Source organism: Pseudomonas sp. A214 (genome assembly GCF_900156295.1).
Taxonomy (GTDB): Bacteria; Pseudomonadota; Gammaproteobacteria; order Pseudomonadales; family Pseudomonadaceae; genus Aquipseudomonas; species Aquipseudomonas rhizophila.
This window is the reverse complement of record NZ_LT707062.1, coordinates 3,555,280-3,580,471: the sequence shown is the minus strand read 5'-3', so window position 1 is coordinate 3,580,471 and position 25,192 is coordinate 3,555,280. Positions and strand designations below refer to the sequence as shown.

General features: G+C 61.4%; 20 protein-coding genes. 10 read left to right on the top strand and 10 right to left on the bottom strand.

The features are described 5' to 3' along the window. The first annotated feature begins 1 nt into the window (after position 1). Together BW979_RS16065 and fabI are read left to right on the top strand one after the other, a co-directional pair. A complete protein-coding gene (locus BW979_RS16065) occupies positions 2-1,612 on the top strand; it encodes an ABC transporter ATP-binding protein (protein WP_076384417.1) in 1,611 nt (536 codons plus the stop codon). A gap of 19 nt (positions 1,613-1,631) precedes the next feature. Then, positions 1,632-2,426 carry an enoyl-ACP reductase FabI gene (gene fabI / locus BW979_RS16060; protein WP_003202751.1) on the top strand — a complete coding sequence of 265 codons (795 nt, stop codon included), beginning with the start codon at positions 1,632-1,634 and terminating at the stop codon, positions 2,424-2,426. A 254-nt stretch (positions 2,427-2,680) separates the two neighbouring features. Here the strand turns inward: fabI and BW979_RS16055 are convergent, their stop codons facing one another. Next, the gene (locus tag BW979_RS16055; protein WP_047225757.1) at positions 2,681-3,643 is read right to left on the bottom strand and encodes a sensor domain-containing diguanylate cyclase; all 963 of its coding nucleotides are present in this window, start codon (positions 3,641-3,643) and stop codon (positions 2,681-2,683) included. A 137-nt stretch (positions 3,644-3,780) separates the two neighbouring features. On the opposite strand from BW979_RS16055, the gene BW979_RS16050 reads away from it, so the two are divergent. Continuing rightward, entirely contained in the window at positions 3,781-4,605 is an 825-nt protein-coding gene (locus BW979_RS16050; RefSeq protein WP_047225756.1) for a helix-turn-helix transcriptional regulator, read from the top strand. A gap of 28 nt (positions 4,606-4,633) precedes the next feature. Here BW979_RS16050 and BW979_RS16045 read toward each other — a convergent pair whose 3' ends face one another. Next, positions 4,634-5,221 (bottom strand): LysE family translocator, encoded by a 588-nt coding sequence (locus BW979_RS16045; RefSeq protein ID WP_047225755.1) that lies wholly within the window; start codon positions 5,219-5,221, stop codon positions 4,634-4,636. Positions 5,222-5,423: 202 nt separating this feature from the next. Here BW979_RS16045 and BW979_RS16040 point away from each other — a divergent pair, with 202 nt between their 5' ends. Next, positions 5,424-6,878, top strand: a complete 1,455-nt coding sequence (locus BW979_RS16040) for a TrkH family potassium uptake protein (RefSeq protein WP_076384415.1) — start codon at positions 5,424-5,426, stop codon at positions 6,876-6,878. Positions 6,879-6,957: 79 nt separating this feature from the next. Here BW979_RS16040 and BW979_RS27625 read toward each other — a convergent pair whose 3' ends face one another. Continuing rightward, positions 6,958-7,422 carry a hypothetical protein gene (locus BW979_RS27625; protein WP_047225753.1) on the bottom strand — a complete coding sequence of 155 codons (465 nt, stop codon included), beginning with the start codon at positions 7,420-7,422 and terminating at the stop codon, positions 6,958-6,960. 144 nt (positions 7,423-7,566) lie between these two features. Here BW979_RS27625 and BW979_RS16030 point away from each other — a divergent pair, with 144 nt between their 5' ends. The 3 genes from BW979_RS16030 to BW979_RS16020 all read left to right on the top strand — a co-directional run bounded on the left by BW979_RS16030 (position 7,567) and on the right by BW979_RS16020 (position 9,970). Further along, positions 7,567-8,649 carry a bifunctional transcriptional activator/DNA repair enzyme AdaA gene (locus tag BW979_RS16030; protein ID WP_047225752.1) on the top strand — a complete coding sequence of 361 codons (1,083 nt, stop codon included), beginning with the start codon at positions 7,567-7,569 and terminating at the stop codon, positions 8,647-8,649. Between the two features lie 23 nt (positions 8,650-8,672). Further along, entirely contained in the window at positions 8,673-9,290 is a 618-nt protein-coding gene (locus tag BW979_RS16025; protein WP_076384411.1) for a DNA-3-methyladenine glycosylase family protein, read from the top strand. A gap of 191 nt (positions 9,291-9,481) precedes the next feature. Further along, on the top strand, positions 9,482-9,970 hold the full coding sequence (locus BW979_RS16020) for a GFA family protein (RefSeq protein ID WP_076384409.1): 489 nt from the start codon (positions 9,482-9,484) through the stop codon (positions 9,968-9,970). Positions 9,971-10,105: 135 nt separating this feature from the next. Here the strand turns inward: BW979_RS16020 and BW979_RS16015 are convergent, their stop codons facing one another. Continuing rightward, positions 10,106-10,711, bottom strand: coding sequence for a tRNA-(ms[2]io[6]A)-hydroxylase (locus BW979_RS16015; RefSeq protein WP_076384407.1), 606 nt, complete (start codon positions 10,709-10,711; stop codon positions 10,106-10,108). Between the two features lie 159 nt (positions 10,712-10,870). On the opposite strand from BW979_RS16015, the gene BW979_RS16010 reads away from it, so the two are divergent. After that, positions 10,871-11,734 carry a universal stress protein gene (locus BW979_RS16010; RefSeq protein WP_047225748.1) on the top strand — a complete coding sequence of 288 codons (864 nt, stop codon included), beginning with the start codon at positions 10,871-10,873 and terminating at the stop codon, positions 11,732-11,734. A gap of 27 nt (positions 11,735-11,761) precedes the next feature. Here the strand turns inward: BW979_RS16010 and BW979_RS16005 are convergent, their stop codons facing one another. After that, the gene (locus BW979_RS16005; RefSeq protein ID WP_047225747.1) at positions 11,762-12,232 is read right to left on the bottom strand and encodes a DUF1289 domain-containing protein; all 471 of its coding nucleotides are present in this window, start codon (positions 12,230-12,232) and stop codon (positions 11,762-11,764) included. A gap of 408 nt (positions 12,233-12,640) precedes the next feature. Between BW979_RS16005 and acnB the strand changes: the two genes are divergently transcribed. Further along, positions 12,641-15,241: a bifunctional aconitate hydratase 2/2-methylisocitrate dehydratase gene (gene acnB / locus BW979_RS16000; RefSeq protein WP_047225746.1), complete on the top strand. Its 2,601-nt coding sequence runs from the start codon at positions 12,641-12,643 to the stop codon at positions 15,239-15,241. A gap of 256 nt (positions 15,242-15,497) precedes the next feature. Here the strand turns inward: acnB and BW979_RS15995 are convergent, their stop codons facing one another. Continuing rightward, positions 15,498-16,778, bottom strand: a complete 1,281-nt coding sequence (locus BW979_RS15995; RefSeq protein ID WP_076384405.1) for a serine/threonine transporter — start codon at positions 16,776-16,778, stop codon at positions 15,498-15,500. Positions 16,779-17,179: 401 nt separating this feature from the next. Here BW979_RS15995 and BW979_RS15990 point away from each other — a divergent pair, with 401 nt between their 5' ends. Beyond that, on the top strand, positions 17,180-18,133 hold the full coding sequence (locus BW979_RS15990) for a 2-hydroxyacid dehydrogenase (RefSeq protein WP_047225744.1): 954 nt from the start codon (positions 17,180-17,182) through the stop codon (positions 18,131-18,133). On the opposite strand, the gene tssA is transcribed toward BW979_RS15990, so the two are convergent. The 4 genes from tssA to tssK are packed head-to-tail and all read right to left on the bottom strand — an operon-like array spanning position 18,130 to position 25,144. After that, the gene (tssA, locus tag BW979_RS15985; protein WP_076384403.1) at positions 18,130-19,218 is read right to left on the bottom strand and encodes a type VI secretion system protein TssA; all 1,089 of its coding nucleotides are present in this window, start codon (positions 19,216-19,218) and stop codon (positions 18,130-18,132) included. The genes BW979_RS15990 and tssA overlap by 4 nt on opposite strands. Then, positions 19,215-23,036 carry a type VI secretion system protein gene (locus BW979_RS15980; RefSeq protein WP_076384401.1) on the bottom strand — a complete coding sequence of 1,274 codons (3,822 nt, stop codon included), beginning with the start codon at positions 23,034-23,036 and terminating at the stop codon, positions 19,215-19,217. Before BW979_RS15980 ends, tssA begins: the two co-directional genes overlap by 4 nt. Beyond that, on the bottom strand, positions 23,033-23,794 hold the full coding sequence (locus BW979_RS15975; protein ID WP_076384399.1) for a DotU family type IV/VI secretion system protein: 762 nt from the start codon (positions 23,792-23,794) through the stop codon (positions 23,033-23,035). The genes BW979_RS15980 and BW979_RS15975 overlap by 4 nt, the downstream gene beginning before the upstream one ends. 18 nt (positions 23,795-23,812) lie before the next feature. Beyond that, positions 23,813-25,144: a type VI secretion system baseplate subunit TssK gene (gene tssK / locus BW979_RS15970; RefSeq protein WP_076384397.1), complete on the bottom strand. Its 1,332-nt coding sequence runs from the start codon at positions 25,142-25,144 to the stop codon at positions 23,813-23,815. Between the last annotated feature and the right edge of the window lie 48 nt (positions 25,145-25,192).

Here is a 25,192-nt window from a genome sequence, read left to right as displayed (position 1 = left end):
AATGAATCAGGACAATCTGATCGAAGTGCGCGACTTGGCCGTGGAGTTCATCGTCGGCGAACGTCGGCAACGGGTGGTCGAAGGCGTCAGTTTCGACATCAAGCGTGGCGAAACCATGGCCCTGGTCGGCGAAAGCGGCTCAGGCAAGTCGGTGACCGCCCACTCGATCCTGCGGTTGCTGCCCTACCCGCTGGCCCACCATCCAAGCGGGACCATCCAGTACGCCGGCCAGGATTTGCTCGGGTTGAAAGAAAAGACTATCCGCCACATCCGGGGTAACCGGATCGCGATGATCTTTCAGGAGCCGATGACGTCCCTCAATCCGCTGCATTGCATCGAGAAGCAGATCAATGAAGTGCTGGGCATTCACAAGGGGCTATCCGGTAAGGTCGCTACCCGTCGCACCTTGGAGTTGCTGGAACTGGTGGGCATCCCCGAGCCGCACAAGCGCCTCAAGGCCCTGCCCCACGAACTGTCCGGTGGCCAGCGCCAGCGAGTGATGATCGCCATGGCCCTGGCCAACGAGCCGGAGCTGCTGATTGCCGACGAACCGACCACGGCACTGGACGTCACCGTCCAGCTGAAAATCCTCGAATTGCTCAAGGATTTGCAGGCGCGGCTGGGTATGTCGCTGCTGTTGATCAGCCACGATTTGAACCTGGTGCGAAGAATTGCTCATCGCGTATGTGTCATGCAGCGCGGTTGCATCGTCGAACAGGCATCGTGCGAAGAGCTGTTCCGCGCGCCGCAGCATCCGTACACTCGGGAACTGCTGGCCGCCGAGCCCAGCGGCAACCCGGCGACCAACGTGGTCGGCCCGCCGCTGTTGCAGGTCGAGGACCTGAAAGTCTGGTTCCCGATCAAGAAAGGCCTGTTCAAACGCACGGTGGACTACATCAAGGCCGTGGACGGTATCCGCTTCAGCCTGCCCCAGGGCCAGACCCTGGGTATCGTTGGCGAAAGCGGCTCCGGCAAGTCCACCCTGGGGCTGGCGATCTTGCGGTTGATCGGCAGCCAGGGGGGGATCCGCTTTGAAGGCAAGCAGCTGGACTGCCTGTCGCAGCAACAGGTCCGGCCACTGCGCCGGGAGATGCAAGTGGTGTTTCAGGACCCGTTCGGCAGCCTGAGCCCACGGATGTGTGTAAGCCAGATCGTCGGCGAAGGCCTGCGGATCCACAAGATCGGCACCGCAGCCGAGCAGGAACAAGCGATAATCGCGGCATTGAAGGAGGTAGGCCTGGATCCGGAGACTCGGAACCGCTACCCCCATGAATTTTCCGGAGGGCAGCGGCAGCGTATCGCCATTGCCCGGGCCCTGGTGCTCAAGCCGGCGTTGATTCTGCTGGATGAACCGACGTCGGCCCTGGACCGTACCGTGCAACGCCAGGTGGTGGAGCTGTTGCGGTCGCTGCAAACCAAGTACAACCTGACGTACCTGTTTATCAGCCATGACCTGGCTGTCGTCAAAGCGCTGAGCCACCAGTTGATGGTGGTCAAGCATGGCCAAGTGGTCGAACAAGGTGATGCCCGCAGCATATTCGCCGCGCCGCAACACCCCTATACACAGCAGTTGCTGGAGGCCGCTTTCCTGGCCCCAACAACTGCCGAATAACCTGAAAGAGGAGCAACACATGGGTTTTCTCGCCGGTAAGCGCGTACTGATCGTCGGTGTCGCCAGCAAGCTGTCCATCGCATCCGGCATCGCCGCCGCCATGCATCGCGAGGGCGCTGAGCTTGCCTTCACTTATCAGAACGACAAACTCAAGGGTCGCGTCGAAGAGTTCGCACAAGGCTGGGGTTCGAGCCCTGAGCTGTGCTTCCCGTGCGACGTGGCCAGCGATGAAGAAATCGCCAAGGTTTTCGAAGAACTGAGCAAGAAGTGGGACGGCCTGGACTGCATCGTGCACTCCGTGGGCTTCGCCCCGGGCGATCAACTGGACGGCGACTTCACCGAAGCCACCACCCGCGAAGGCTTCCGCATTGCCCACGACATCAGCGCCTACAGCTTCGTGGCCCTGGCCAAAGCCGGTCGTGAAATGATGAAAGGCCGCAACGGCAGCTTGCTGACCCTGTCGTACCTGGGCGCCGAGCGCACCATGCCGAACTACAACGTGATGGGCATGGCCAAGGCTTCCCTGGAAGCAGGCGTGCGTTACCTGGCCGGCTCCCTGGGCCCGGATGGCACCCGCGTCAACTGCGTATCGGCCGGTCCAATCCGTACCCTCGCCGCTTCCGGCATCAAGAACTTCCGCAAAATGCTGGCCGCCAACGAAGCGCAGACTCCGCTGCGTCGCAACGTCACCATCGAGGAAGTCGGCAACGCCGGCGCCTTCCTGTGCTCGGACCTGGCCTCGGGCATCAGCGGTGAAATCATGTACGTGGACGGCGGCTTCAACACCACCGCCATGGGTAACATCGAAGAGTAATCTTCACGTCACATCCGCTGCGTAAAAACGCCGCTTGTCCTGAAAAGGGACAAGCGGCGTTTTTTATTCCGCTCTGGTCATGGCGGCGGGTCAGCTTGCATTCGGGTTGAATGGGCCACCGCTATCGCGAGCAGGCTCGCTCCCACATTTTCCGAGTTGCTCATAGACTTCGGGCAAACCACAAATCCCCTGTGGGAGCGAGCCTGCTCGCGATGACGATGGACCTGCACACATAAGGGCTTGATGTGACGCCGTCAGCGCGAGCCAGCCTGTTTTTGAATGTACATCGCCTCATCAGCATCCGCCAAAAGGCTGTCGATGGACTGATGACGCTTCGGGTCATAGTCGATCTGGCCCACGCTGAAACGGATGTCATAGCCACGCTGCAACATCGCATTGCGCTCATCAAGGATTTCCCTGAGTCGCGCCATGATCGCCGAGGTTTCGACATGGGCAGAGCCGGTGAGCAGCGCCACGAACTCATCGCCACCCAAACGACCGATCACATCACTTTCGCGAAAGGCGATGCGTAGCACGTCGGCAAACGTTTTTAGTGCCGTATCGCCCTCGGCGTGTCCAAAGCGGTCGTTGATGAGCTTGAAGTCGTTGAGGTCGAAGAACAGCAGTGTTGCCGGACGCGACAGGCGCTCGCAAACGCTCAGCGCATGCTGGGCCAACGTCTTGAAACCACGTCGATTGGACAGCAAGGTCAGTTCGTCCATGCTCGCCATCTGCACAGCAATCATTTCCTGCTCGGCCATGCTGGCCAAGTCGCGCAGCAGTTCGCGCTCTTCGTCATTGAGCTTGCGCGGCTTGGTGTCCAGCAAGCACAGGGTTCCAAGCTTGCTGCCGTCATCCAGTGCCAACGGCTGCCCGGCGTAGAAACGAATGCCGGGTTTATCGGTGACAAACGGGTTGTCGCGAAACCGCTCGTCCTGCTCCGCGTCGCAAACCTCCAGAATCTGATCCTGCAAAATGGCGTGTGCACAAAATGAAACGTCGCGTCCGGACTCACTGGCGTCCAGGCCCGCGTTGGACTTGAACCACTGACGGTTGGCATCCACCAGCGACACCAGCGCAATGGGCACATCGAACAAACGCCGGGCAAGGCGAGTCAGGCGGTCGAAGCGCTCCTCGGGCGCAGTGTCGAGCAATTTGAGCGAGTGCAAATTCTTGAGGCGAACGGCTTCGTTATCCGGTTTACCAGGCGCAAGCATCGGAAACTCCATAGAGAGGGCTTGTTGAAGTCTAGCCCAGGCCCTCTCCTCTTCAAACCGAACGGCCAAATCAGACAGGCATTTCTCGACGGGGCCGAATACACTGCGACACAGGTTCAAGACGAGGACGCCGACCGATGAAGCCCGCCCCCCATGATGCCGCCCCACGTTTCTGGCGTGATGCAGCGCTGCCCTTCATCGAAGCCCGGGGCATCGCCGATGGACGCAAGGTCTGCTATTCGCGTCATTCCCATGACCACTTTTCCATCGGGGCGATCACGGCCGGGCGCAGCACCTACCTTCATGAGCAATCGAATTTCCAGGTAGAGAGCGGTACGGTCGTATTGATGAACCCCGGCGATGTCCATGCGTGCAACCCGATCAATGATCAGCCATGGTCGTATGTAATGCTGTACGTCGACACCCAGTGGCTGACGGACTTGCAGCGCCGAATCGGCTTTGACGAGACCCTGGGTTTTCAGGGCTTCGCCACCACCCACAGCCGCGACATCGAGCTGTTTGCCGCCTTACAGGGTTTGTACGGCCAACTGGTGGATGAGCGGATCGACATCGCCCGCAAACACGCCGCCGCCGAAGCGTTTTTCATCGACCTGCAACACCGGCTCAACCCAGCCGGGCGCCCGGACCGTGGCAGCCACCCGGGATTGATGCGAGCGGCGCAGTTTATCCATGACCATTGCAGCGAGGCCTTGAAACTTGAAGACATCTGCGCCGCCGCACAACTTTCGCCGTCGTACCTGAGCCGGGCCTTCAAGCGCCATTACGGCATGACGCCCCATGCTTTCCTGGTCAATCGTCGGATCCAGTTCGCCCGTCGGCAGTTACGCGAAGGCAAGCTGATTGCCGATGTCGCACTGGACAGCGGGTTTGCCGACCAGGCGCATTTCCAGCGTGCGTTCAAACAACACCTGGCCGCCACACCGGGCCAATATCGCGGTTGATTCCCGATCCTGCTTTCGCGGGGATGGCTCAAGGCAACAACAAATACACCGCACTGACCACCAGCAACGCCGCCATCGTCCGATTGAACAGGCGCATGGTCGCCGGGTTGCCCAGCCAGACCCGCAGAAAACTGCCGGCATAGGCCCAGCAGCCCACCGAGAGATAACAGATCACCAGGTAGATAGCCGCAAACTGCCACACCAACCGCGCCTCACCATCGGCCACGAATGCTCCCATCCCGGCCACACAGGCCAGCCACGCCTTGGGGTTGAGCCACTGCATCAACGCGCCGTAAAACATCGACGGCGCCCGCTCCTCGTCTCCGGCGCCCAGCTGCCCGTTGTCCATCGCCAGTTTCCAGGCCATGAACAACAGAAAACCCACGCCCCCCAGTTGCACCACTCGCGTGAGGCCGGGCCAGCGCTGCAGCACTTCGTGCAACCCCAGCCCCATCAACACCAGCAGCAAGACAAACCCCAGGGTGGCCCCGGCCACGTGACGCAAGGTGGCACGAAAGCCGAATCGCGCCCCGGAACTGAGGGCTACAATATTCACCGGCCCGGGAGTGATGGACGCGACCAGTGCAAACGCAGCCATGGAAATAATCAGACTCATTGCATACCTTCTTCATGTCCGTGAGGTGGCGTTCAAGGTAAATTGCACGCCACTGGCGGTATTGAACAAAACTGCCCAATGACGACGACTCACCGCGCGCCGTGCGAACAGGTGCTGTTTCGGGCTTTTTTTTACGCAAACTTTACGCAGCGTCCGGTCAACGAAATCGATACTGGGCGGCTCATTCTTTCAGGCGTGTTTTATGTCCCTTGCGGCTGTGCGGTTTATCGGATTCATCCTCGGCATTTTCCTGATCACCCTGGCCGCGAGCATGGCAATCCCGCTTCTCACGCTGATGGTGTACGAGCGAAACGATGACCTCTCGGCGTTCTTGTGGTCGAGCCTGATCACCTCTGTCTGCGGCATCTTGCTGGTAGCACGTGGTCGGCCAGAGCACATACAACTGCGTCCGCGGGACATGTACCTGCTGACCACTGCCAGTTGGGTGGTTGTCTGCACCTTCGCCGCCTTGCCGATGGTATTTATCCAGCACATCAGCTACACCGACGCATTCTTCGAGACGATGTCCGGCATCACCACCACCGGCTCGACCATCCTCACCGGCTTGGACAATGCCTCCCCGGGCCTGCTGATCTGGCGCTCGATGTTGCAGTGGCTCGGAGGGATCGGCTTCATCGGCATGGCGGTGGCCATCCTGCCGCTGTTGCGGGTCGGCGGCATGCGACTGTTCCAGACCGAATCATCGGACTGGTCGGAAAAAGTCACACCGCGCTCCCATGTCGCGGCGACCTACATCCTGTGGCTCTACTTAGGCTTGAGTGCCCTGGCCGCCCTGGCCTTGTGGCTGGCGGGCATGACACCTTTCGAAGCGATCAACCATGCGATGACCATGATTTCCACCGGAGGGTTCTCCACTTCGGATTCGTCCTTGGCCAACTGGTCTCAACCGGCCATCCACTGGATCTCGGTGATTATCATGATCGCCGGCGCACTGCCCTTCACCTTGTATGTCGCCACGTTGCGCGGGAACAAACGAGCGTTGCTCAGGGATCATCAGGTCCGTGGATTCCTCGGGTTCCTGGTCATTACCTGGCTCGTGGTGGGCACCTGGCTGAGCCTGAACAGCGACTACGCCTGGCTGGACGCGGTGCGTATCGTGGCCGTCAACGTGACTTCGGTGGTCACCACCACCGGTGTGGCGCTGGGTGACTACTCGCTATGGGGCAGCTTTGCCCTGCTGCTATTTTTCTACCTGACGTTTGTCGGCGGTTGTTCGGGATCCACCTCCGGCGGGCTGAAGATTTTTCGTTTTCAGGTGGCCGGCGCCTTACTGATGGGCAGTTTGAAACAACTGATCCATCCGCGGGCGGTGATTCAAAAAAAATACAACAAGCACCCCATCGACGAAGAGATCGTCCGTTCGCTGCTGACGTTTTCTTTTTTCTTCACCATTACCATCGGCGCTATCGCCCTTGGGCTTGCGCTGATCGGCCTGGACTGGACGACGGCCCTCACCGGTGCCGCCACGGCCGTGTGCAACGTCGGGCCAGGGCTGGGCTCGATCATCGGACCGGCCGGCAACTTCTCCACCTTGCCGGATGCGGCCAAATGGCTGCTGACCATTGGCATGCTGCTGGGTCGTCTGGAGATTCTGACCGTGCTGGTGTTGTTCACGCCGGTGTTCTGGAAGTATTGAACACTTCGGGTAATGCGAAGCCGATAAACGAAAAAAGCCGCGACGCCAATCCATAACGTCGCGGCTTTTTTTCAAGCGATCAGCGGTCGTTCTTGATCGAAGAGCTGGTCGCGTTGGTCAGTCCCTTGGTGTTGTGGGTGCCTGGCGTAGTGGTGGAAATGGCCGACGCCTTGGTCAAGCCGCGCGTGTCACGGTCCTTGGCGATGTTCGACGTGAGCGAAGCCTTGCTGGTCCGGTCGGTGCGGGTGGTACCGGTGTGTTTGCCGCTCAGGCCATGATCGCGAGTCCGGGTGCCGGTGTGGTCGCTGGTCAATCCTTTACCAAGGCCGCTGGAAGCGCTGGACTTGCCACTGCCCTGGCCACCGCCGACACCACCACCGTGGCCGCCGCCGTTTCCACCGCCCTTACCGCCACCCCCGCCATTCCCACCACCGGCAGCGTAGCTCGCGCCAATAGGCGACAGGTCGGCGGGCAACAAGGCTGAGGCACTCAGCATCAAGGCACACACAGCGACGGCGATCAGGGATTTCTTATGTTTGGACATGATGTCTCCGAAAGACAAAAACAACGGTTGAACCTTTAAGACTCAGGGGTTCAACTTTTGTTCGTAAGCAGCCGACCAAGTGAATGGAAATTCACTGTCGATTTTCCGGTGGAGCCATCCCGGGCCTGGCTCTATGCTCCTCCCATGAACCTACACGACTCGCTGCTCCCACCCCATGCCGAGATGGTCCGCGCCATGCTCGAACGAGACACCGCCTACGAGGGGGTGTTCTTCACGGCGGTCAAGACCACCGGCATCTTCTGTCGCCCCAGCTGCACGGCGCGCAAGCCGAAGCCGGAAAACGTCGAATTTTTCGCCCACGCTGACGAAGCCATGTCGGCCGGCTATCGAGCCTGTCTGCGTTGCAAGCCGCTGGATGCCGCCGCCATCGCGCCCGCCTGGATCCAGGCGCTGCTCAAGGCGGTGGACGCCGAACCCGACCTGCGCTGGACCGACGCCTTGTTGCTGGAACAAGGCATTGAACCGCTGAAGCTGCGGCGCTGGTTCAAGCAGCATTTCGGCATGACTTTCCATGCCTACCTGCGCACCCGACGGCTGGGCATCGCCCTGGGGGGCATCAAAGAAGGGATTTCCATCGACAATGCGGCCTTTGACTCAGGCTACGAGTCCCTGAGCGGATTTCGTGACGCCTTCGTGAAGTCTTTCCACATCACACCGGGCCGCGCCGCCCACAGCGAACCCCTGCTGTTCACCCGCCTGACAACGCCACTGGGGCCGATGCTGGCCATGGCCGAACGGCGCGGCCTGGTGTTGCTGGAGTTCCTCGACCGCCCGGCCCTGACCCGGGAAATTGAAGAGTTGCAACAACGCTACGGCTATACCGTCGCCCCGGGGCACAATCCCCACTTGCAACAGATCGAAACCGAACTGGCCGACTATTTCGCTGGGAAGCTCACCTCGTTCAGCGTGCCGCTGCACATGCCCGGCAGCGCCTTCGCCGTCCGGGTCTGGGCTGAACTGGAAAAAATCCCCTACGGCGAAACCCGTAGCTACGGCAACATCGCCACTGCCCTCGGCAGTCCTGGTGCCAGCCGTGCGGTGGGACTGGCCAACGGCCAGAATCGCCTGGCCATCGTCATCCCCTGCCACCGGGTGATCGGTGCGGATGGCTCGTTGACCGGCTATGGTGGCGGGCAGCCACGCAAGGCTTTTCTGTTGCGGCTGGAAAAAGCTGCGGTGCAGGTGTCCCTGCCACTGGCATTCTGATCAGCCTGCCGAGTGAACACCTGATGCCTGTCCCGTACCACGATGCCAGCACCTTTCTGGCAAGCCTCGACGAAGACTGGCGCCGTCATGTCGAGATAATCGGCCCTTGTCTGCTGCAACCCAAACCGGCCCGCGACCCGTATGAAGCACTCGTCCGGGCGATTGCCTATCAACAATTGCATGCTAAAGCCGGCGATGCGATTCTCGGTCGCTTTCTGCGGCTGTTTCCGGGAGCGATATTCCCCAGGCCTGAGCAGATCCTGGCGACTGACTTCCAACAGATGCGCGACTGCGGATTTTCCGCCAGCAAGATCGCGACCATACAGGGCATCGCTCAAGCGACGCTGGACGAGGTGGTGCCGGACTACCCCGCGGCGCTGGCCATGGATGATGAGGCCTTGATCGAACGCTTGATCACCCTGCGCGGCGTCGGACGCTGGACCGTGGAGATGCTGCTGATCTACAGCCTGGAGCGACCCGACATCCTGCCGGCGGATGACTTTGGAGTGCGTGAGGGGTATCGGCGGCTCAAGGGTTTGGACGTCCAACCGACGCGCAAACAGATGGGTGGGATTGGACAGGCGTGGAGCCCACATCGGACGGTGGCGGCGTGGTATTTGTGGCGGGTGCCCGGTCGCTAGAGCGCGTCATCGTTCATCGCGAGCAGGCTCGCTCCCACAGGGATTTCGGTGTTTGTGTTCACTGAAGATCAAATGTGGGAGCGAGCCTGCTCGCGATGGCTGCCGCATGGCCGGCCTGAATTCAGCTGTCAAAAAATGCCGACCGTCTAGGCTGTCCTGAGCCACTTCCCAATTGCCAACCGGAGGTTCTCATGCAGCTCGAAGGATCCTGCCATTGCGGCGCGGTGTCGTTCAGCCTCGACAGCGCCCACCCCTACCCTTATCAGCGCTGCTACTGCTCGATCTGTCGCAAGACCCAGGGTGGAGGCGGCTTTGCGATCAACCTGGGGGGCGATGCACGGAGCTTGAAGGTACGCGGTCGCAAGCACATCTCGATCTATCATGCGCGGCTCAAGAATGACGGGGATAAACGCGCCCACCGCAGTAGCGCCGAACGGCATTTCTGTTCCCTTTGCGGTTCAGGCTTGTGGCTGTTCAGCCCCGAATGGCCTGAGCTGATCCACCCGTTCGCCTCTGCCATCGATACGCCGTTGCCGGTACCGCCTGAGCACACCCATCTGATGCTGGGCTCCAAGGCGCCGTGGGTGGAAGTCGAGGCGCACGCCGGCGATCAGCGGTTCGAGATCTATCCCCAGGAGTCCATTGCCCAATGGCATGAGCGCCTGGGTTTGAGCGATTAAGGATGTAGAGCTGCGTGAGGCCTCATCGCGAGCAGGCTCGCTCCCACAGGGATTTTCGGTGTACTCATTACTTGTGTTCACTGAAGATCAAATGTGGGAGCGAGCCTGCTCGCGATGGCGTCAGGGCAAACAGCCCTATACCGCAGGCACACCACTGTGGAAGCGAAACTCCACATCCGGCGATTCAATCAGCGCCTGCTCGGCGTCACGAACCTTGTCGATCACCTGGGCGATGTCCTTGGCGTCGCCATACTGGTAGGCCAGTTTCAGGTAGCCCTGGAAATGCCGGGCTTCGCTTTTGAGCAAACCGAAATAGAACTTGCCCAATTCTTCGTCCAGGTGCGGCACCAGGGCCTCGAAACGCTCGCAACTGCGGGCCTCGATGAAAGCGCCGACCACCAAAGTGTCCACCAGTTTGACCGGTTCGTGGCTGCGGACCACTTTGCGCAGCCCCGAGGCGTAACGCCCGGCAGAGAGCTGGCGCAAGCCGACCTTGCGTTTTTTCATCAGGCGCATCACCTGTTCGTGATGCACCAGTTCTTCCCGGGCCAGACGTGACATCAGGTTGATCAGGTCAACGTGGGAGTGGTACTTGGCGATCAGGCTCAGGGCGGTGCTGGCGGCCTTGAATTCGCAGTTCTTGTGGTCGATCAGCAGCGTCTCCTGGTCGGCCAGCGCCGCCTGGACCCAGGCATCGGGAGTGCGGCAACCAAGGAATTCATGAATTTCGGGAAGGATCATGGGGCTCACGGAAAAAGAGAGTCGAGCGAAGGGCGCCGATTATACCGGCCTGCCTCCAGACCACCAGCCACCGCCGTTGATATGCATCAAGTCGACGACTGCCATACAACAACTATAGTTGAGCAACGCCATGCCTTTTTATTGCTGGAGACGCCGATCATGCAAGCCATTCGCAGCATTCTGGTGGTCATCGACCCCGAACATTCGGAAAGCCTCGCGCTCAAGCGCGCCAAGCTGATTGCCGGTGTCACCCAGGCCCACCTGCATCTGCTGGTGTGTGACAAGAAGCATGACCATGCCGGCATGCTCAGCGTGCTGAAGGCCGCGTTGCTGGCCGACGGCTACAGTGTCACCACCGAACAGGCCTGGAACGAAAGCCTCTACGAAACCATCATCGACGTACAGCAGGCCGAAGGTTGCGGCCTGGTGATCAAGCAACATTTTCCCGACAGCCCGCTGAAAAAAGCCCTGCTCACCCCGGCGGACTGGAAATTGCTGCGCCATTGCCCGACTCCAGTGCTGCTGGTGAAAACCGCCGGTTCCTGGAAAGACAAAGTGATCCTCGCCGCCGTCGACGTGGGCAATGCCGACGGCGAGCACCGCCACCTGCACTCCACCATCATCGATCACGGCTACGACATTGCCATCCTGGCCAAGGCGCACCTGCACGTGATCAGCGCCCATCCCACACCGATGCTGTCCTCCGCCGATCCGACGTTCCAGCTCAAGGAAACCATCGAGGCCAAATACCGCGAACAATGCCGGGCGTTCCAGGCTGAGTTCGACATCGACGACCAACACCTGCACATCGAAGAAGGTCCGGCGGACGTCCTGATTCCATACATGGCACGCAAGCTGCAGGCAGCGGTGACAGTGATCGGCACCGTGGCGCGTTCCGGGTTGTCAGGGGTCTTGATCGGCAATACCGCCGAAGCGGTGCTCGACACGCTGGAAAGCGACGTGCTGGTGCTCAAACCGCAGGAGGTCGAGGATCATCTGGTGGAGCTGGCGGTCAAGGACTGACACCCCCCGCCACAAAAGCCATCTCCTTCAGCCGCCAATGGCATCCTTCAGGAAGCCCGGCGCGATGTAGCGCTGGTAATGGGCTTCGGACAGCAGGAAGAATTCCCGATCAATGGCGTCGCGCAGGTCCGGCAGGTCCCAGTCGCGAAATTCGGGCATCAGCACCATGCCGTAGGCTTCCAGGTTGTTGATCACCCGCGCGCCACGGGCGATCAATTGATAAGCCCAGCAATATTCCGACTGGTGCGGCACAAAACGAATCTTGCGTGTTTCCAGTTGCTGGCGCAGCAGCGCAGGATCAAAAACCTCCAGTTTGGCCACCATCACCTGGACCAGCAACTGCTCAAGCCGCATCCACACCGCGCGTTTTTCGTCCTCGTTATAGCCGTTCCAATGAATCACTTCATGGTGGAACCGCTTGCAGCCACGGCACACCAGGTCACCGTAGACAGTGGAGCAAAGGCCGACGCAGGGGGTCTTGATGAGCTGGTTGGGCATAAGGAAAAACACACGCAAAAGCAGGACAGGCCGGCATGTTAGCCCTTTGTCTAAGATTGATCACCCCTCAAACTTCAGGGGCCAACTTACGTTTATTTTTTTTTTGCCGTAGAATCAGCCAGCCTTTTAAGGCGCCAATGTCCGTTAGAAGCTGTTTTCAAAGCGTCACGAGCACAGTCGTTCCTTCAGAGCGGTGTTGGCCGAGGGTCTTTCCAGCGGGGAAAGCCCAACGCCAACCCTCATCAGCTCCCCGTTCTGCAGGCGTAAAACTTTGAAAGCAGCTTCTGTGAGGAACTCGCGGAAACTCTGGCGTGGTGGCTCAAAAAGCCTCCGACGCGCATGAGTACCGTGGGTTTCTGGATGAGCGTCCCGGACACCCATTTGGGACCACTGATGAGGGTAATAACTGTGCTTGAAGCCTACCGCAAACATATCGAAGAGCGTGCAGCACTGGGTATCGTTCCCCAGCCGCTTAACGCCGAACAAACCGCAGGCCTGATCGAGCTGCTGAAGAATCCTCCGGCTGGCGAAGAAGCTTTCCTCGTTGACCTGATCACCAATCGCGTTCCGCCTGGAGTCGACGAAGCCGCCTACGTGAAGGCCGGTTTCCTGTCCGCCCTGGCCAAAGGCGAAGCCCAATCCCCTCTGCTGGACAAGAAGCGCGCCGTTGAACTGCTCGGCACCATGCAGGGCGGCTACAACATCGTGACCCTGGTGGACCTGCTGGACGACGCCGAACTGGCGCCCGTAGCCGCCGAAGAACTCAAGCACACACTGCTGATGTTCGATGCCTTCCACGACGTGGCTGAAAAAGCCCGCAATGGCAACGTTCACGCCAAGGGCGTGCTGCAATCCTGGGCCGACGGCGAGTGGTTCAAGAACCGCCCCGTGCTGGCCGACAAGATCAGCCTTCGGGTGTTCAAGGTTACCGGCGAAACCAACACCGACGACCTCTCCCCGGCTCCTGACGCCTGGTCCCGCCCGGACATCCCACTGCACGCCCTGGCCATGCTGAAAATGGCCCGTGACGGTATCGTGCCGGATGAACAAGGCAAGACCGGCCCGATGAAGCAGATCGAAGAGATGCGCGGCCAGGGCTTCCCGATCGCCTACGTCGGTGACGTGGTCGGTACCGGTTCGTCACGTAAATCAGCCACCAACTCGGTGCTGTGGTTCTTCGGTGACGACGTGCCTTACGTGCCGAACAAGCGCGCCGGTGGTTTCTGCTTCGGCAGCAAGATCGCCCCGATTTTCTACAACACCATGGAAGACGCCGGCGCCCTGCCGATCGAATTCGATGTGTCCAACATGCACATGGGCGACGTGATCGACCTGTACCCGCATGCTGGCAAAGTCTGCAAGCACGGCACTGATGAAGTCCTGGCCACCTTCGAAATGAAGACCCCGGTCCTGTTGGACGAAGTGCGTGCCGGCGGCCGTATCCCGCTGATCATCGGTCGCGGCCTGACCGAGAAGGCACGTGCCGAGCTGGGCCTGCCCGCTTCGGACCTGTTCAAGAAGCCGGAAGCCCCGGCCGAAAGCACCAAGGGTTTCACCCTGGCGCAGAAAATGGTCGGCAAGGCCTGCGGCGTGACCGGCGTTCGTCCGGGCACCTACTGCGAGCCGAAGATGACCACCGTGGGTTCCCAGGACACCACTGGCCCGATGACCCGCGACGAATTGAAAGACCTGGCGTGCCTGGGCTTCTCGACCGATCTGGTGATGCAGTCCTTCTGCCACACCGCGGCCTATCCAAAGCCGATCGACGTGACCACCCACCACACCCTGCCTGACTTCATCATGACCCGTGGCGGCGTGTCCCTGCGTCCGGGCGACGGCATCATCCACAGCTGGCTGAACCGCATGCTGCTGCCGGACACCGTCGGCACCGGTGGCGACTCCCACACCCGTTTCCCGATCGGTATCTCGTTCCCGGCCGGTTCTGGCCTGGTGGCGTTCGCCGCCGCCACTGGCGTCATGCCGCTGGACATGCCGGAATCGATCCTGGTTCGCTTCAAGGGCAAGCTGCAACCAGGCGTCACCCTGCGTGACCTGGTTCACGCCATCCCTTACTACGCGATCCAGAAAGGTCTGTTGACCGTCGAGAAGAAAGGCAAGAAGAACGCCTTCTCCGGCCGCATCCTGGAAATCGAAGGCCTGGAAACCCTGACCGTCGAGCAAGCGTTCGAACTGTCCGACGCCTCGGCCGAACGTTCGGCTGCCGGTTGCACCATCAAGCTGTCCAAGGAATCGATTGCCGAATACCTGCAATCGAACATCACCCTGCTGCGCTGGATGATCGGCGAAGGCTACGGCGATGCCCGCACCCTGGAGCGTCGTGCCCAGGCGATGGAAGCCTGGCTGGCCAACCCGGAACTGCTGGAAGCCGACAAGGACGCCGAATACGCCGAAGTCATCGAGATCGACCTGGCCGACGTCAAGGAGCCTGTGCTCTGCGCGCCGAACGACCCGGACGATGCCCGCCTGCTCTCCAGCGTCGCTGGGCAGAAGATCGACGAAGTGTTCATCGGTTCGTGCATGACCAACATCGGCCACTTCCGCGCTGCCGGTAAGTTGCTGGAACAGGTCAAGGGTCAGTTGCCAACCCGTCTGTGGCTCTCGCCGCCGACCAAGATGGACGCTCACCAGCTCACCGAAGAAGGCTACTACGGCATCTACGGCAAGGCCGGTGCACGGATGGAAATGCCAGGCTGCTCGCTGTGCATGGGTAACCAGGCACGCGTGGAACCGAACTCCACTGTGGTATCGACTTCGACCCGTAACTTCCCGAACCGTCTGGGCGACGGCGCGAATGTCTACCTGGCTTCGGCCGAACTGGCATCCGTGGCGTCTATCCTGGGTCGCCTGCCGACCGTCGAGGAGTACATGGAATACGCCGGCAAGATCGACAGCATGGCAGCGGACGTGTACCGCTACCTGAGCTTCGACCAGATCGCCGAGTTCCGTGAAGCGGCTGCCAATGCCAACATCCCGGTCGTTCAAGCCTAAGGCTTCAACGCTCGACTAAAAACGCCGCCCTTCTTGCGAGGGGCGGCGTTTTTTTATGCCTGTTTTCGATGCAACCTGAACTGACGCCATCGCGAGCAGGCTCGCTCCCACAGAGACTTGTGGTGAATGACGAATCTATGAACACCCAAGACTCCATGTGGGAGCGAGCCTGCTCGCGAAGACGGCAGCACATCCAACATCAATGCAAGCTGACCCACCGCTTTCGCGAGCGCGCTCGCTCCCACAGGGAATCCGGTCAGGATGTCAGGGAATAGACCAGCGCGGTAATTGCCACCACCCCTACCAGCGTCACGAACACATTGGACGCCTGGCCGCGGTAACGGGCCATGGCTGGGACCTTTTGGATTGCGTACATCGGCATCAGGAACAGGATCGCCGCGATTACCGGGCCGCCCAGGGTTTCGATCATGCCCAGGATGCTCGGGTTAAGGGTGGCGACGATCCAGCACACCACCAACATGAACGCTGCGGTCAGACGGTCCAGGGTCTTTGCCGCCGGACGTCGACCGCTCTTGACGATCAGGCCCTTGAGGCCTTCGCTGGCGCCAATGTAATGCCCCAGGAAGGACTTGGAGATCGCCACGAACGCAATCAATGGCGCGGCAAAAGCGATGGTCGGATTGCTGAAGTGGTTGGCCAGGTACGACAGGATCGACAGATTCTGCGCCTTGGCCTCGGCCAGTTGCGACGGGGAAAGCGTCAAAACACAACTGAACACAAAGAACAGCACCATCACCACCATCAGCACATGGGCGCGCGAGAGGATCTGCGAGCTGCGCACTTCGGCGTTATCGCCATGGCGACGCTTCTGATCCACCGCAAACGCCGAGATGATCGGCGAGTGGTTGAACGAGAACACCATCACCGGAATCGCCAGCCACAAGGTATGCAGCAGCGCCGAAGGTTCAGGCAGCGTGGACGCAGTGGTCAGGATGCCACCGTTCCAGTGCGGGATCAGAAACACCGCCAGGAACAGCAACGCTACGATAAACGGATAGACCATCAGGCTCATGGCCTTGACGATCGCCTGCTCCCCGCAGCGCACCACTGCCAGCAAACCCAGGATCAACACCAGCGACAGCACCACCCGAGGTGGCGGCTGGATATGCAGTTGATGCTCCAGGAAGCTGCCCACCGTATTGGTCAGCGCCACGCTGTAGATCAGCAGAATCGGGAAAATTGCAAAGAAGTACAGCAACGTGATCAGTGCACCGGCCTTGATACCGAAATGCTCCTCCACCACGTCAGTGATGTCCGCGCCTTCACGGCCGGACAACACGAAACGGGTCAGGCCCCGATGGGCGTAGAACGTCATGGGAAAGGCTAGCAACGCCAGGATCAACAACGGCCAGAAACCGCCGAGGCCGGCGTTGATGGGCAAAAACAAAGTACCTGCACCGATGGCGGTGCCAAACAGGCCCAACATCCAAGTAGTGTCATGCCGCCCCCACTGGCTGAGCGTAGCTGGGGCTGTCGTTTCAAAGCGTTCTTCGACGCTAGTGGCCTGATCATTCATCCGGTCGGATCTCCGCATTCCGGTCACATGCACCCGACCAGGACGAGTCGGAAAACCCGACAGGCAGCGCCCTGGCCGAAACAGGGGCGCGATTGTCCGGGATTAACGAGCAGAAGCAAAGACTTAGCTGAGGAGCGGTTGTGAGGACGGTGCATCTGCGGCAAATAACGCCGGGGAATGAAGCCGCCGACCTATCGCCGTTTTGCGCCAACTCCTACACTCAGAACAGATGAAACAGTTACCAGCGCAGGATAAGCCATAATGCACAAAACCCTGTGGGAGCGAGCCTGCTCGCGATAGCGATGGAACAGCCAGCCATGGTATTTCCTGAGACACCGCTATCGCGAGCAGGCTCGCTCCCACAGGTTTTTCGTCAGTCCTATTGCCCACAGGAGCACAGCATGACCGCAACCGTTCTTGTACTGGTTGAAACCGTCAACGAATACCTGCCGATTCTTGAGCGTCAGGGCTATCACTTGGAGTTGGCGCCAACGCCTGCCGAGCGCAAGACGGCGATTTACGAACATGGAGAACGGTTCAGCGCGGTTCTGACCCGCGGTCCCCTGGGTTTGACGGCCGAGGAAATTGCCGCCCTGCCCAACCTGAAAATCATCTGCGTGATCGGCGCCGGCTACGAGCAGGTGGACCTGCAGGCCGCCCATCAGCGCGGCATCGTCGTGACCAATGGCGCCGGGGTCAATGCGTCGTCGGTAGCCGACCATGCCATGGCGCTGTTGCTGGCGTTGGTGCGCGATATCCCCCATTGCGATGCCGCCCTGCGACGGGGCGAATGGCCGAGGAGCGCGCGCCCTTCCCTGGCCGGTAAGCGGCTGGGCGTGTTGGGCCTTGGCGCAGTGGGCATGGCGATCGCCAAACGGGCCGCCCTGGGCTTTGACATGAGTGTCAGCTATCACAATCGCCGGGTACGCAACGACGTGCCCTACACCTTCTGCGCCACGCCCACGGAACTGGCGCGGGTCTCGGACTTCCTGATCGTCGCCACACCAGGCGGCCTGGATACCCGGCAGTTGATAAACAAGCAGAGCCTGGATGCGCTCGGTCCAAAAGGATTTCTGGTGAACGTCGCCAGGGCCAGCGTGGTTGCCACCGCCGACCTGATCAGCGCCCTGGAACAACGGCGAATTGCCGGAGCGGCCCTGGATGTGTTCGATCACGAGCCCGAAGTGCCGCAGGCGCTGAAGAACCTGCCCAACGTCGTCCTCACACCCCACGTGGCAGGCCTGTCGCCGGAAGCCACCCGCGCTATGGTGGAGTTGGTGGGCCAGAACCTGACCGCGTTCTTTTCCGGCAAACCGGTACTGACGCCGGTGCGCTTGCCCGACGAGGAGCGTTAGAGAACGCCCAATAGCGTCCACACGCGCCGGGATTCGGCATCGGCACTGATCAGTTCGCCCAGCAGCTCGTTCAACGGTTTGTTGCCCCACTCCACGCCGCGCCGGATCAAATAGGGCACCGGGCTGTGGGGTTCGGTGCGAGCCAGGTAGCCGGCGATGACCAGCAACTGGCGATAGGCTTCCTCGCGGCTGGCCGGCTCCTGAAAAGCCAGGGTTGCCCCGGCGCCCGCCTGTGCCGGGGCGGTTTGCGGCGTCACCGGCGGTGGTGCTTGCACCGGCACGACGGTGGGTTGCTGTGGGTTCATCGCAATGAACTCCTCTATCAATGTCAGCAAGGCCTGTATCACGTCCTGCAGGGAGGAATAGCCTGGGGCCTGATCGCCCAGGTAGGCATCACTCCAGGCTTCGAGCCGTTGCAGGTGCTGCAGGCTCAGCATCAGGCTGCCCTGGCGATGCAGCCAGAACGACAATGGCGTGGTGCGAATCAGTTCGCTAAGTTTTTTCTGGTCGTTGCGCGCCGCTTCCGCCGAGGCCTTGGCGTTTTTACTGTCGTTGACCAACACCTGCTGGCGCTGCAAGCGTTGCCAGTCGGCCAGGCAGAAACCGTCGAAATCAGGGTCCCGGCCATCGAACAAGGGCACCCGTGTCAGTAACACTTCGCTGTAGCGACGGGCCAGCCACTCCAGCGGAATGACCCGCCACGACGGGTCACCGTCATCGGCCCGGGGATACAGCTGCTCGGGGTAGCGCTCACACAGACCCGCCACCAACGCCAGGCTGCCCGGCAGTCCTTCCAGCCCGGTCAGGTGTAACCAGGCCTCCCCCAGCCAGGCGCTGATCATCAAATCCTTGCTGCGCTCGAGCAGCAACACAGTGGCAAGTCTTTCCAGTTCCGGCCATTGGGCGCGCTTGATCGACGATTGCCACACACCTGTGGGCAGGCTGGTGTCGTCCTCCCGGCGCAACTCGCGCAACTGGTCGAACTCCGGCTCGTAGCGCAGATCCTGGCCACAGGGCGATTCGGCGCTGATCGGCTCAAGCAACCGGGGGATGAGTTCGGGCAAAGGGGATATCGGCAAACTCACAAGCCCTCCTCGCGGGTTGCGATGGCGGTGCTCGATGAGGTCGCCATGAAAGGTGAACGGGGGGCCTGGGTCGGCAGCGGCGCAATCGACAGCGGCAGCTTCGAACCCTGGCTCATCAGCGACAAACGCAGGAACATCTGGGTCTGTTGCGCCGTGGTCGCCTGGGTCTGGGCCGTCACGGGCAGTTGCAGGGTCAGCGGGAAGTCGGTGTAGTCGGCGTTCGGCTGGCGCTGGCTCGACCCCAGTGAGCGCATCAGGCGCAGCAACGCCCACGGCCCCTGATACTCCCAGCCGGCTTCCAGATCGCGCACCACCAGGTCGGGTTGCAAGGGGTCGTTGGCCGGACGCTGGTAACCGTTACGGGCCCAGCGCAGGGTCAAACTCACCGGCTGGCCGACCATCCAGCGCAGGTTCTGCCCGGTTTCACCTGGGTAACTGATCTGTTGGTTGCCGGCGTTCAGCCCCCAGGCGATCACCTGATCCGCGCCGCGTTCCTGCTCGCGATCGGTTCGCCAGCGCACGTCCATTTCCACGCCGAGCAAGCCACTCTTGTCCCGCACGAACAGCGGCCCGAGCCAGGCACCGGCCTGTTTCAAACGGTTGAGAAAATCCTCCGCCGCCAATCGCTCCGGCGTCCGGCTCAATGCCAGTCCGGCCTGTGCCTGAGGCAGCCGCGTGTCGATCAGCTCCAGCAGGCGCTGGACCCGCGCCGGGTCGGCATCGCTGGCCCGCACGTCCTGGGAAAACGGAAAGCGCCCGGCCAGGTACTGATTGAAATAATTGGCCAGGTCATTCCAGGCGGTCGCCGCCTGGTTCTGTTGTAGATACAGGCAGCGCTGCAAGGCACTTTGTTGCAGCGTAACGGTGCGCACGGCCAGGTCGCCACGTCCGCCGGGCAGGCTGGACGTTTGCAGAATCTGCGCGCAGGACGTGGTGTCCATTTCGATGAAATCGCGACTTACCAATTGCTCCAGCTGGGCAGCCGCACTGGCCGGGTTCTGGTTTTTGTATTTGAGCAGTTCGTCGTTGAGCGCCATGAACCGGGCAACCTGATCGTGCTCCAGGGCCGACAGGTTGTCCTGCTGGACAATCAGCCATTCCAGCGCAGGCATACGATGCTCGGCGATCTGTAGCATGGCGCCGAACTGCTGGTTGAGGTTCAGCTTCAAGTCCTGAGGATCAGTGGCGCCGTACAACTGCAAGCCGAAGTTCTTCGAGCCGTCCCAGCGTTGGACATCGGCACGTTGAGTGAACAGTGGCTGGGCGTCGATTTCGTTCAGGCCGCTCTGGATCTGCGCCAACGCTCGGCGGTTGAGCAGGCGCTGAAAACGAATCGCCAGATCGCTGCGCTTCACATCCATGAAAGCTTTTTGCAGGGCAACGGCCTGGGAGGTCTGCACATTGAAACTCATGCCCGGTAGCGGTTGCTCGCTGTCATCCAGACTCAGCCACATGGCCCGCGCCGCCGCGCTTTCAGCAGCCTCCATCAGCGCCCCACGATAATCCGGCGGGATGCGCGGCAGTTCTTCATTGGCGTAGCTCTGGTAGCTGGCGAAGTAGTTCAAGGCAACGCTGAAATCGTCGCTGTCACCCCGGCCCATCGAGTCGGCGTTACTGTCCGACGGCGCCTTCTGCATGGCCAATGCCACGAAGTCACGCTTGAACAGCGCTTGTACCGCGCCGTCCAGCGCCGTGACATGCTCCTGCAGCACCAGCAAACCGCTGCCCTGCTGGACCAACAGATTGTCCCTGGAACCGGTCTGGACGATCCACTGGTCGCGAAAGCTCTGCTGCAATTTTGCCGCCTGGCTCTGCAGATCCTGCTCAAGATCCGGCCCCAGCAGCGTGCTGTGGCCCACCTTGTCCATCAACTGGGTGTAACCGGGCACCAGGTCCTGCCCCTTGCCCCGGCCCCAGGCCGAGTTGGTCAGGCTGACGAGCCTTTGCAGGTCATCGACCAACGCCATCAGCTCTTCGAGTTCGCTCAAGGAGTTGCCGCCGCCGGCCTCAAGCCGTTGCAGATGCAGCTTCAGGTAACCGGCCTGACGCACGAAGTTGTCCGCCAGAAAGTAATGATCCAGCCAGCGCTGCATCAGGCCCATGAAGTTATCGGCAATCACCGGGCGCGCGGCGTTCAGGTCCAGGCCTTTCAAATCGCTATTCTGGGCATCGAACAGCACCCGATTGTAAAAACGCGCCCGGCTCAACGTCCCGGTGTTGAGGTTCAACGACAGGGCGTTGTTGCTCAGTTGCACCAGCTCGTCCAACGGTGCCTTGGGGTTGTTCACCGCCTGGCTGAACATCTGGTTGTGCTGTTCCAGGCGCACCGCACGCTCAACCAGGTCCTTGGCTTTCACGTAACTTTGCCATTGGGCCGGATCTTCGCTTTCCACGTTGCCGCGCCGCTCGGTATTGCGGATGCCCTTGAGTTGTTCGAGGTCCGAGACCAGCAGGTCACGCAGCGGCAATATCCAATGATGGCGGGCGGTCATGCGCAAGCCGTTGTCCAGTTGTACGTCCACGGCGGAGAACCAGGAAGTCGGAAACACCACCGAGACGAAACGCCAGCGCGGGGCTTTTTCCAGCACGTTCCAGTAGTTCTGCACGTTGTGCCGGGTCGGCTCCAGTTGCGGCTTGTCGGGGTCGACCACGACATGGTTTTTGTGCGCGCTGAGGACCAACCGCGACAAGCCCTCGGCTTGCTCGACCGAATCGTGCCAGACCCAGACCATGCTCCCCAGCCAGACCACGCCGACCACCAGCGCCACCCCACCGCCCAGCCGATGCCAGCGCTGGCGCAAGCGCAGCAGGCGTGGCACCGGCTGGGCCAGCCCCCGCTCGGCCACCAGCCGGCGCGACCACAATTGCCGGGCGAACACCGTTTGGCGCAAAACGCTGTCGCTGGCGGTCAACCCATCGCCAGTGACGGCGGGCGCCTGGCTGGCGGTGAAATACACGCCACGAAAGCGTGGTGCCTCGCCTTGCGCGTTGCCCTGGAAAACCGGTTCCAGCAGCAGCTGCATGGCGCGCCGCAACCCTTCGAAACGCTCCGGCAACCCATACAGATCGCTGCTCAACTGCCCCGACAGCGCGCCGATTTCGATGATCGACTGGGACAATGCGGCGTTGACCTGATCCAGCGCCTGATCGCTCCATTGCGATTGCCACGCCGCCTCGGGCGAATATGGCGACGACCAGCCCAGCGTCGATTCCCGCGCCTGGGCGGGCAAGGCGCTGACCAGTTCCTGGAACCCCGGCAGTTCTTCCATCCCGGTGATCACCACGTACACCGGCAAGCTCAGACCGAACCGTTGCAAGAGGTCGATGAAACAGCGCCGGACCTTGAGACTCAGCTCGGTCGTCTGCTCGATGTCATCGAGCTTGCCGAACGGCACAGTCCAGATCACCGCATCCAGCGGCCGTCTGCTGCGCAGGCGCAGAATCAATCCCAACAGGCGCCACCAGTTGCCCCGCTGCATGTTCATGCCCTCATCGGGCAAAAACAGCGCCTGGGGCACCACCAGCACCGCGCCTTCGGCATCCGACCACCAGCGGCCGAACCACGCCGCCTTGTCTGTCGGCTGCAAACGCCACTGGGCGCACAACTGCGCGCCATCGGCCTCGTTGCCCAGCATCAACAACCAGGGCATCTGATAGCGGTCCCGAGTGCCTTGCTCCTGCTCCATGTGGCGCACCGCGCCATAGAAGCTGCGGATAGCCGCGCCGCCCTGGGTGCGCAGCCACCAGATCGCCGCCGCAATCAGCAGCACCGCGACAATGGCGAGCAACACCAGGGCGACGATGCTCAAGAGGCTCATGAGTCCTGCTCCTGAACCACCGACTCGTTCAGTTGCAGCACCGGTTCAAGCTCTGATTGGATGTCACGCCAGAACACCTGCCCCAACCCGGTCAACAGCAACACCATCGCCAGGATCACCAGGCCCAGGCGCAAACCGTCCGGCAACGACTGTTGAACCGGGACACGTATCGGTGTGGCCGCCGCAGACATCGCCAGGCGCTGGCTGACATCGACATAATCGGGCTCGTGCTGCCAGGCGAACGTGAACAGCGCCACCCGCCATTTTTCGTGCTGGACCTGACCGGGCTCGCCCCGCAATCGGCCCTGAAAACCGAGAATCAGACACTGCAGGTACACGTTGGCCAGGTCACGGGTGCCGGGCATCTGCTCATCGAGCAGTTTCTTGATCGCAGCCGGCAACCGTTCGCCGGCCTGACGGCTGGAGTACATGCGCGACTCGAGGGGATGCTGCTGCCAGGCCAGTTGTCCCGGCCATGGGGTGAACAGCAAGGTCTCGTCCACCAGCGCCACGAAGGCGTAGACCAATGCCTTGACCTGCTCGGTGGCCGCATCGCCCACGGTGGCAAAGGCCACCCGCCACAACCGCTGGGCGCTTCGACCGGAAAACTCCACCACCCGGCTGACCAATACCGCGGGGGCGCTGTCCTTGGGCAAGTCCTGCCAGTCCTGGGACCACTTCAGCCAAGCCTGACGAAACGCACTGCTCAGCGGTGCCTCATGCAGACTCCGAACCGCCCCGCCACTTCCGTCAGGCATACGACTCCCCTTTTACGATCAGGCGCTTTCACCGGCTTGCGCCACAAACAACACCACTTGCCACGGACTGCTGGCCTGATGCGAGGCCGGCGCTACGATGTGCAACGGCAATTGCCCATCGAACCATTGCCCGCTGGCGGCCACCACGAACAACCGGGTGTCGTCACCCACGCTGTAGGCCACCTGTTCGTTGCGGCTCATGGCCTGATGGGGCAGACCGCTCATGCGTTGGCGACTCAACAACGGGATGTGCGGCGCCGACGCGATGATCGCCCCCCGCAACCACTCGGCGGCGGCTTGCTCACTGGCGCCGTTGGGCATACGCAGGCCGATCACCAGGCGCTGGTTCGGCTGGTCGTCGGGCAACTGGATCGAGAACACCTGGTCATCGCGCTCGAAGGCCAGGCTGCGATAACCGGCGCGGACCAGCTCCAGGGTGTTTTCCAACCAGTCCAGCAGCGGCTCATAGCCGCGTTGCAACTCAAGAAAATCCAATGGCGCAAAGGCCGGGACACCGGCCAGCGGATCGAGCGCCGACCAGCTACCAGCCAGCCCCAACAGCAGACCATGCAATGCCTGGGGCGTCGCCACCCGGGTGTTCAGCGCGCCTTCGACTTCCGGCAAACGCGCCCACAACGCAGTCAATTGACGGCGAATCTCCATGGCATCGTCCTGGTTACCGGCCGCCTGGGCCTGACGCAGGCGCCCGGCCAGGAACAGGCATTTCTCCCGGGCCCTGGCACACAGCCCGGCCACTCGCCGACCTAGAATCGATTCCGGCAACAGGATCGGCGTCGGCGGTGTGTAGGCCACCCGCAGGAAGCCGCCGCCCTCCTTGCGGATGCGCAACAGCGGCAGGCAGATCGAGTCGGCCTTGCTCAGTTGTGTGCACAGCCGAGGGTTCGGCCGCCACACCGTGATGGACTCGGGAAACTCGCCGCTGGTGAGATCCGGCAAGGCTTCACCCACTACCGATTGCAGCCGGCCCTTGAGCGGCAGCAATTGCCCGGCGCGCCAGAGCGGACTGATGGCCAGGTACACGGTCACCGTCGCGTCATCGGTCTTGTTCACCGCTTCGGTGATGTCCAGCTCCAGGGTCGGCCCGACCCCGGCCTGCACGTTGACCGGCAACCCGTCCGGCAAGGTGCCCTGCAGCTGCAACAGCCTGACCTGGCCGGCGCTGAGGGCCGAAGGGTCGACCTCCAACTGGCTGACACCCCAGAACCAGGGGTTGCAGGCGCCGGCAAAATGCGCGGCCAGGGCTTCGGCGCGCAGGCCTTGCAATTGGAAGTGCTGGGGCAGCAACTGCATGCCCTCGTGCCAGCAAACCGCGTCAGGTAACAGACTCATACGACTCCCTTCGACATCCCAATGACGCCGCCCCTGGGCGGCCCGCGG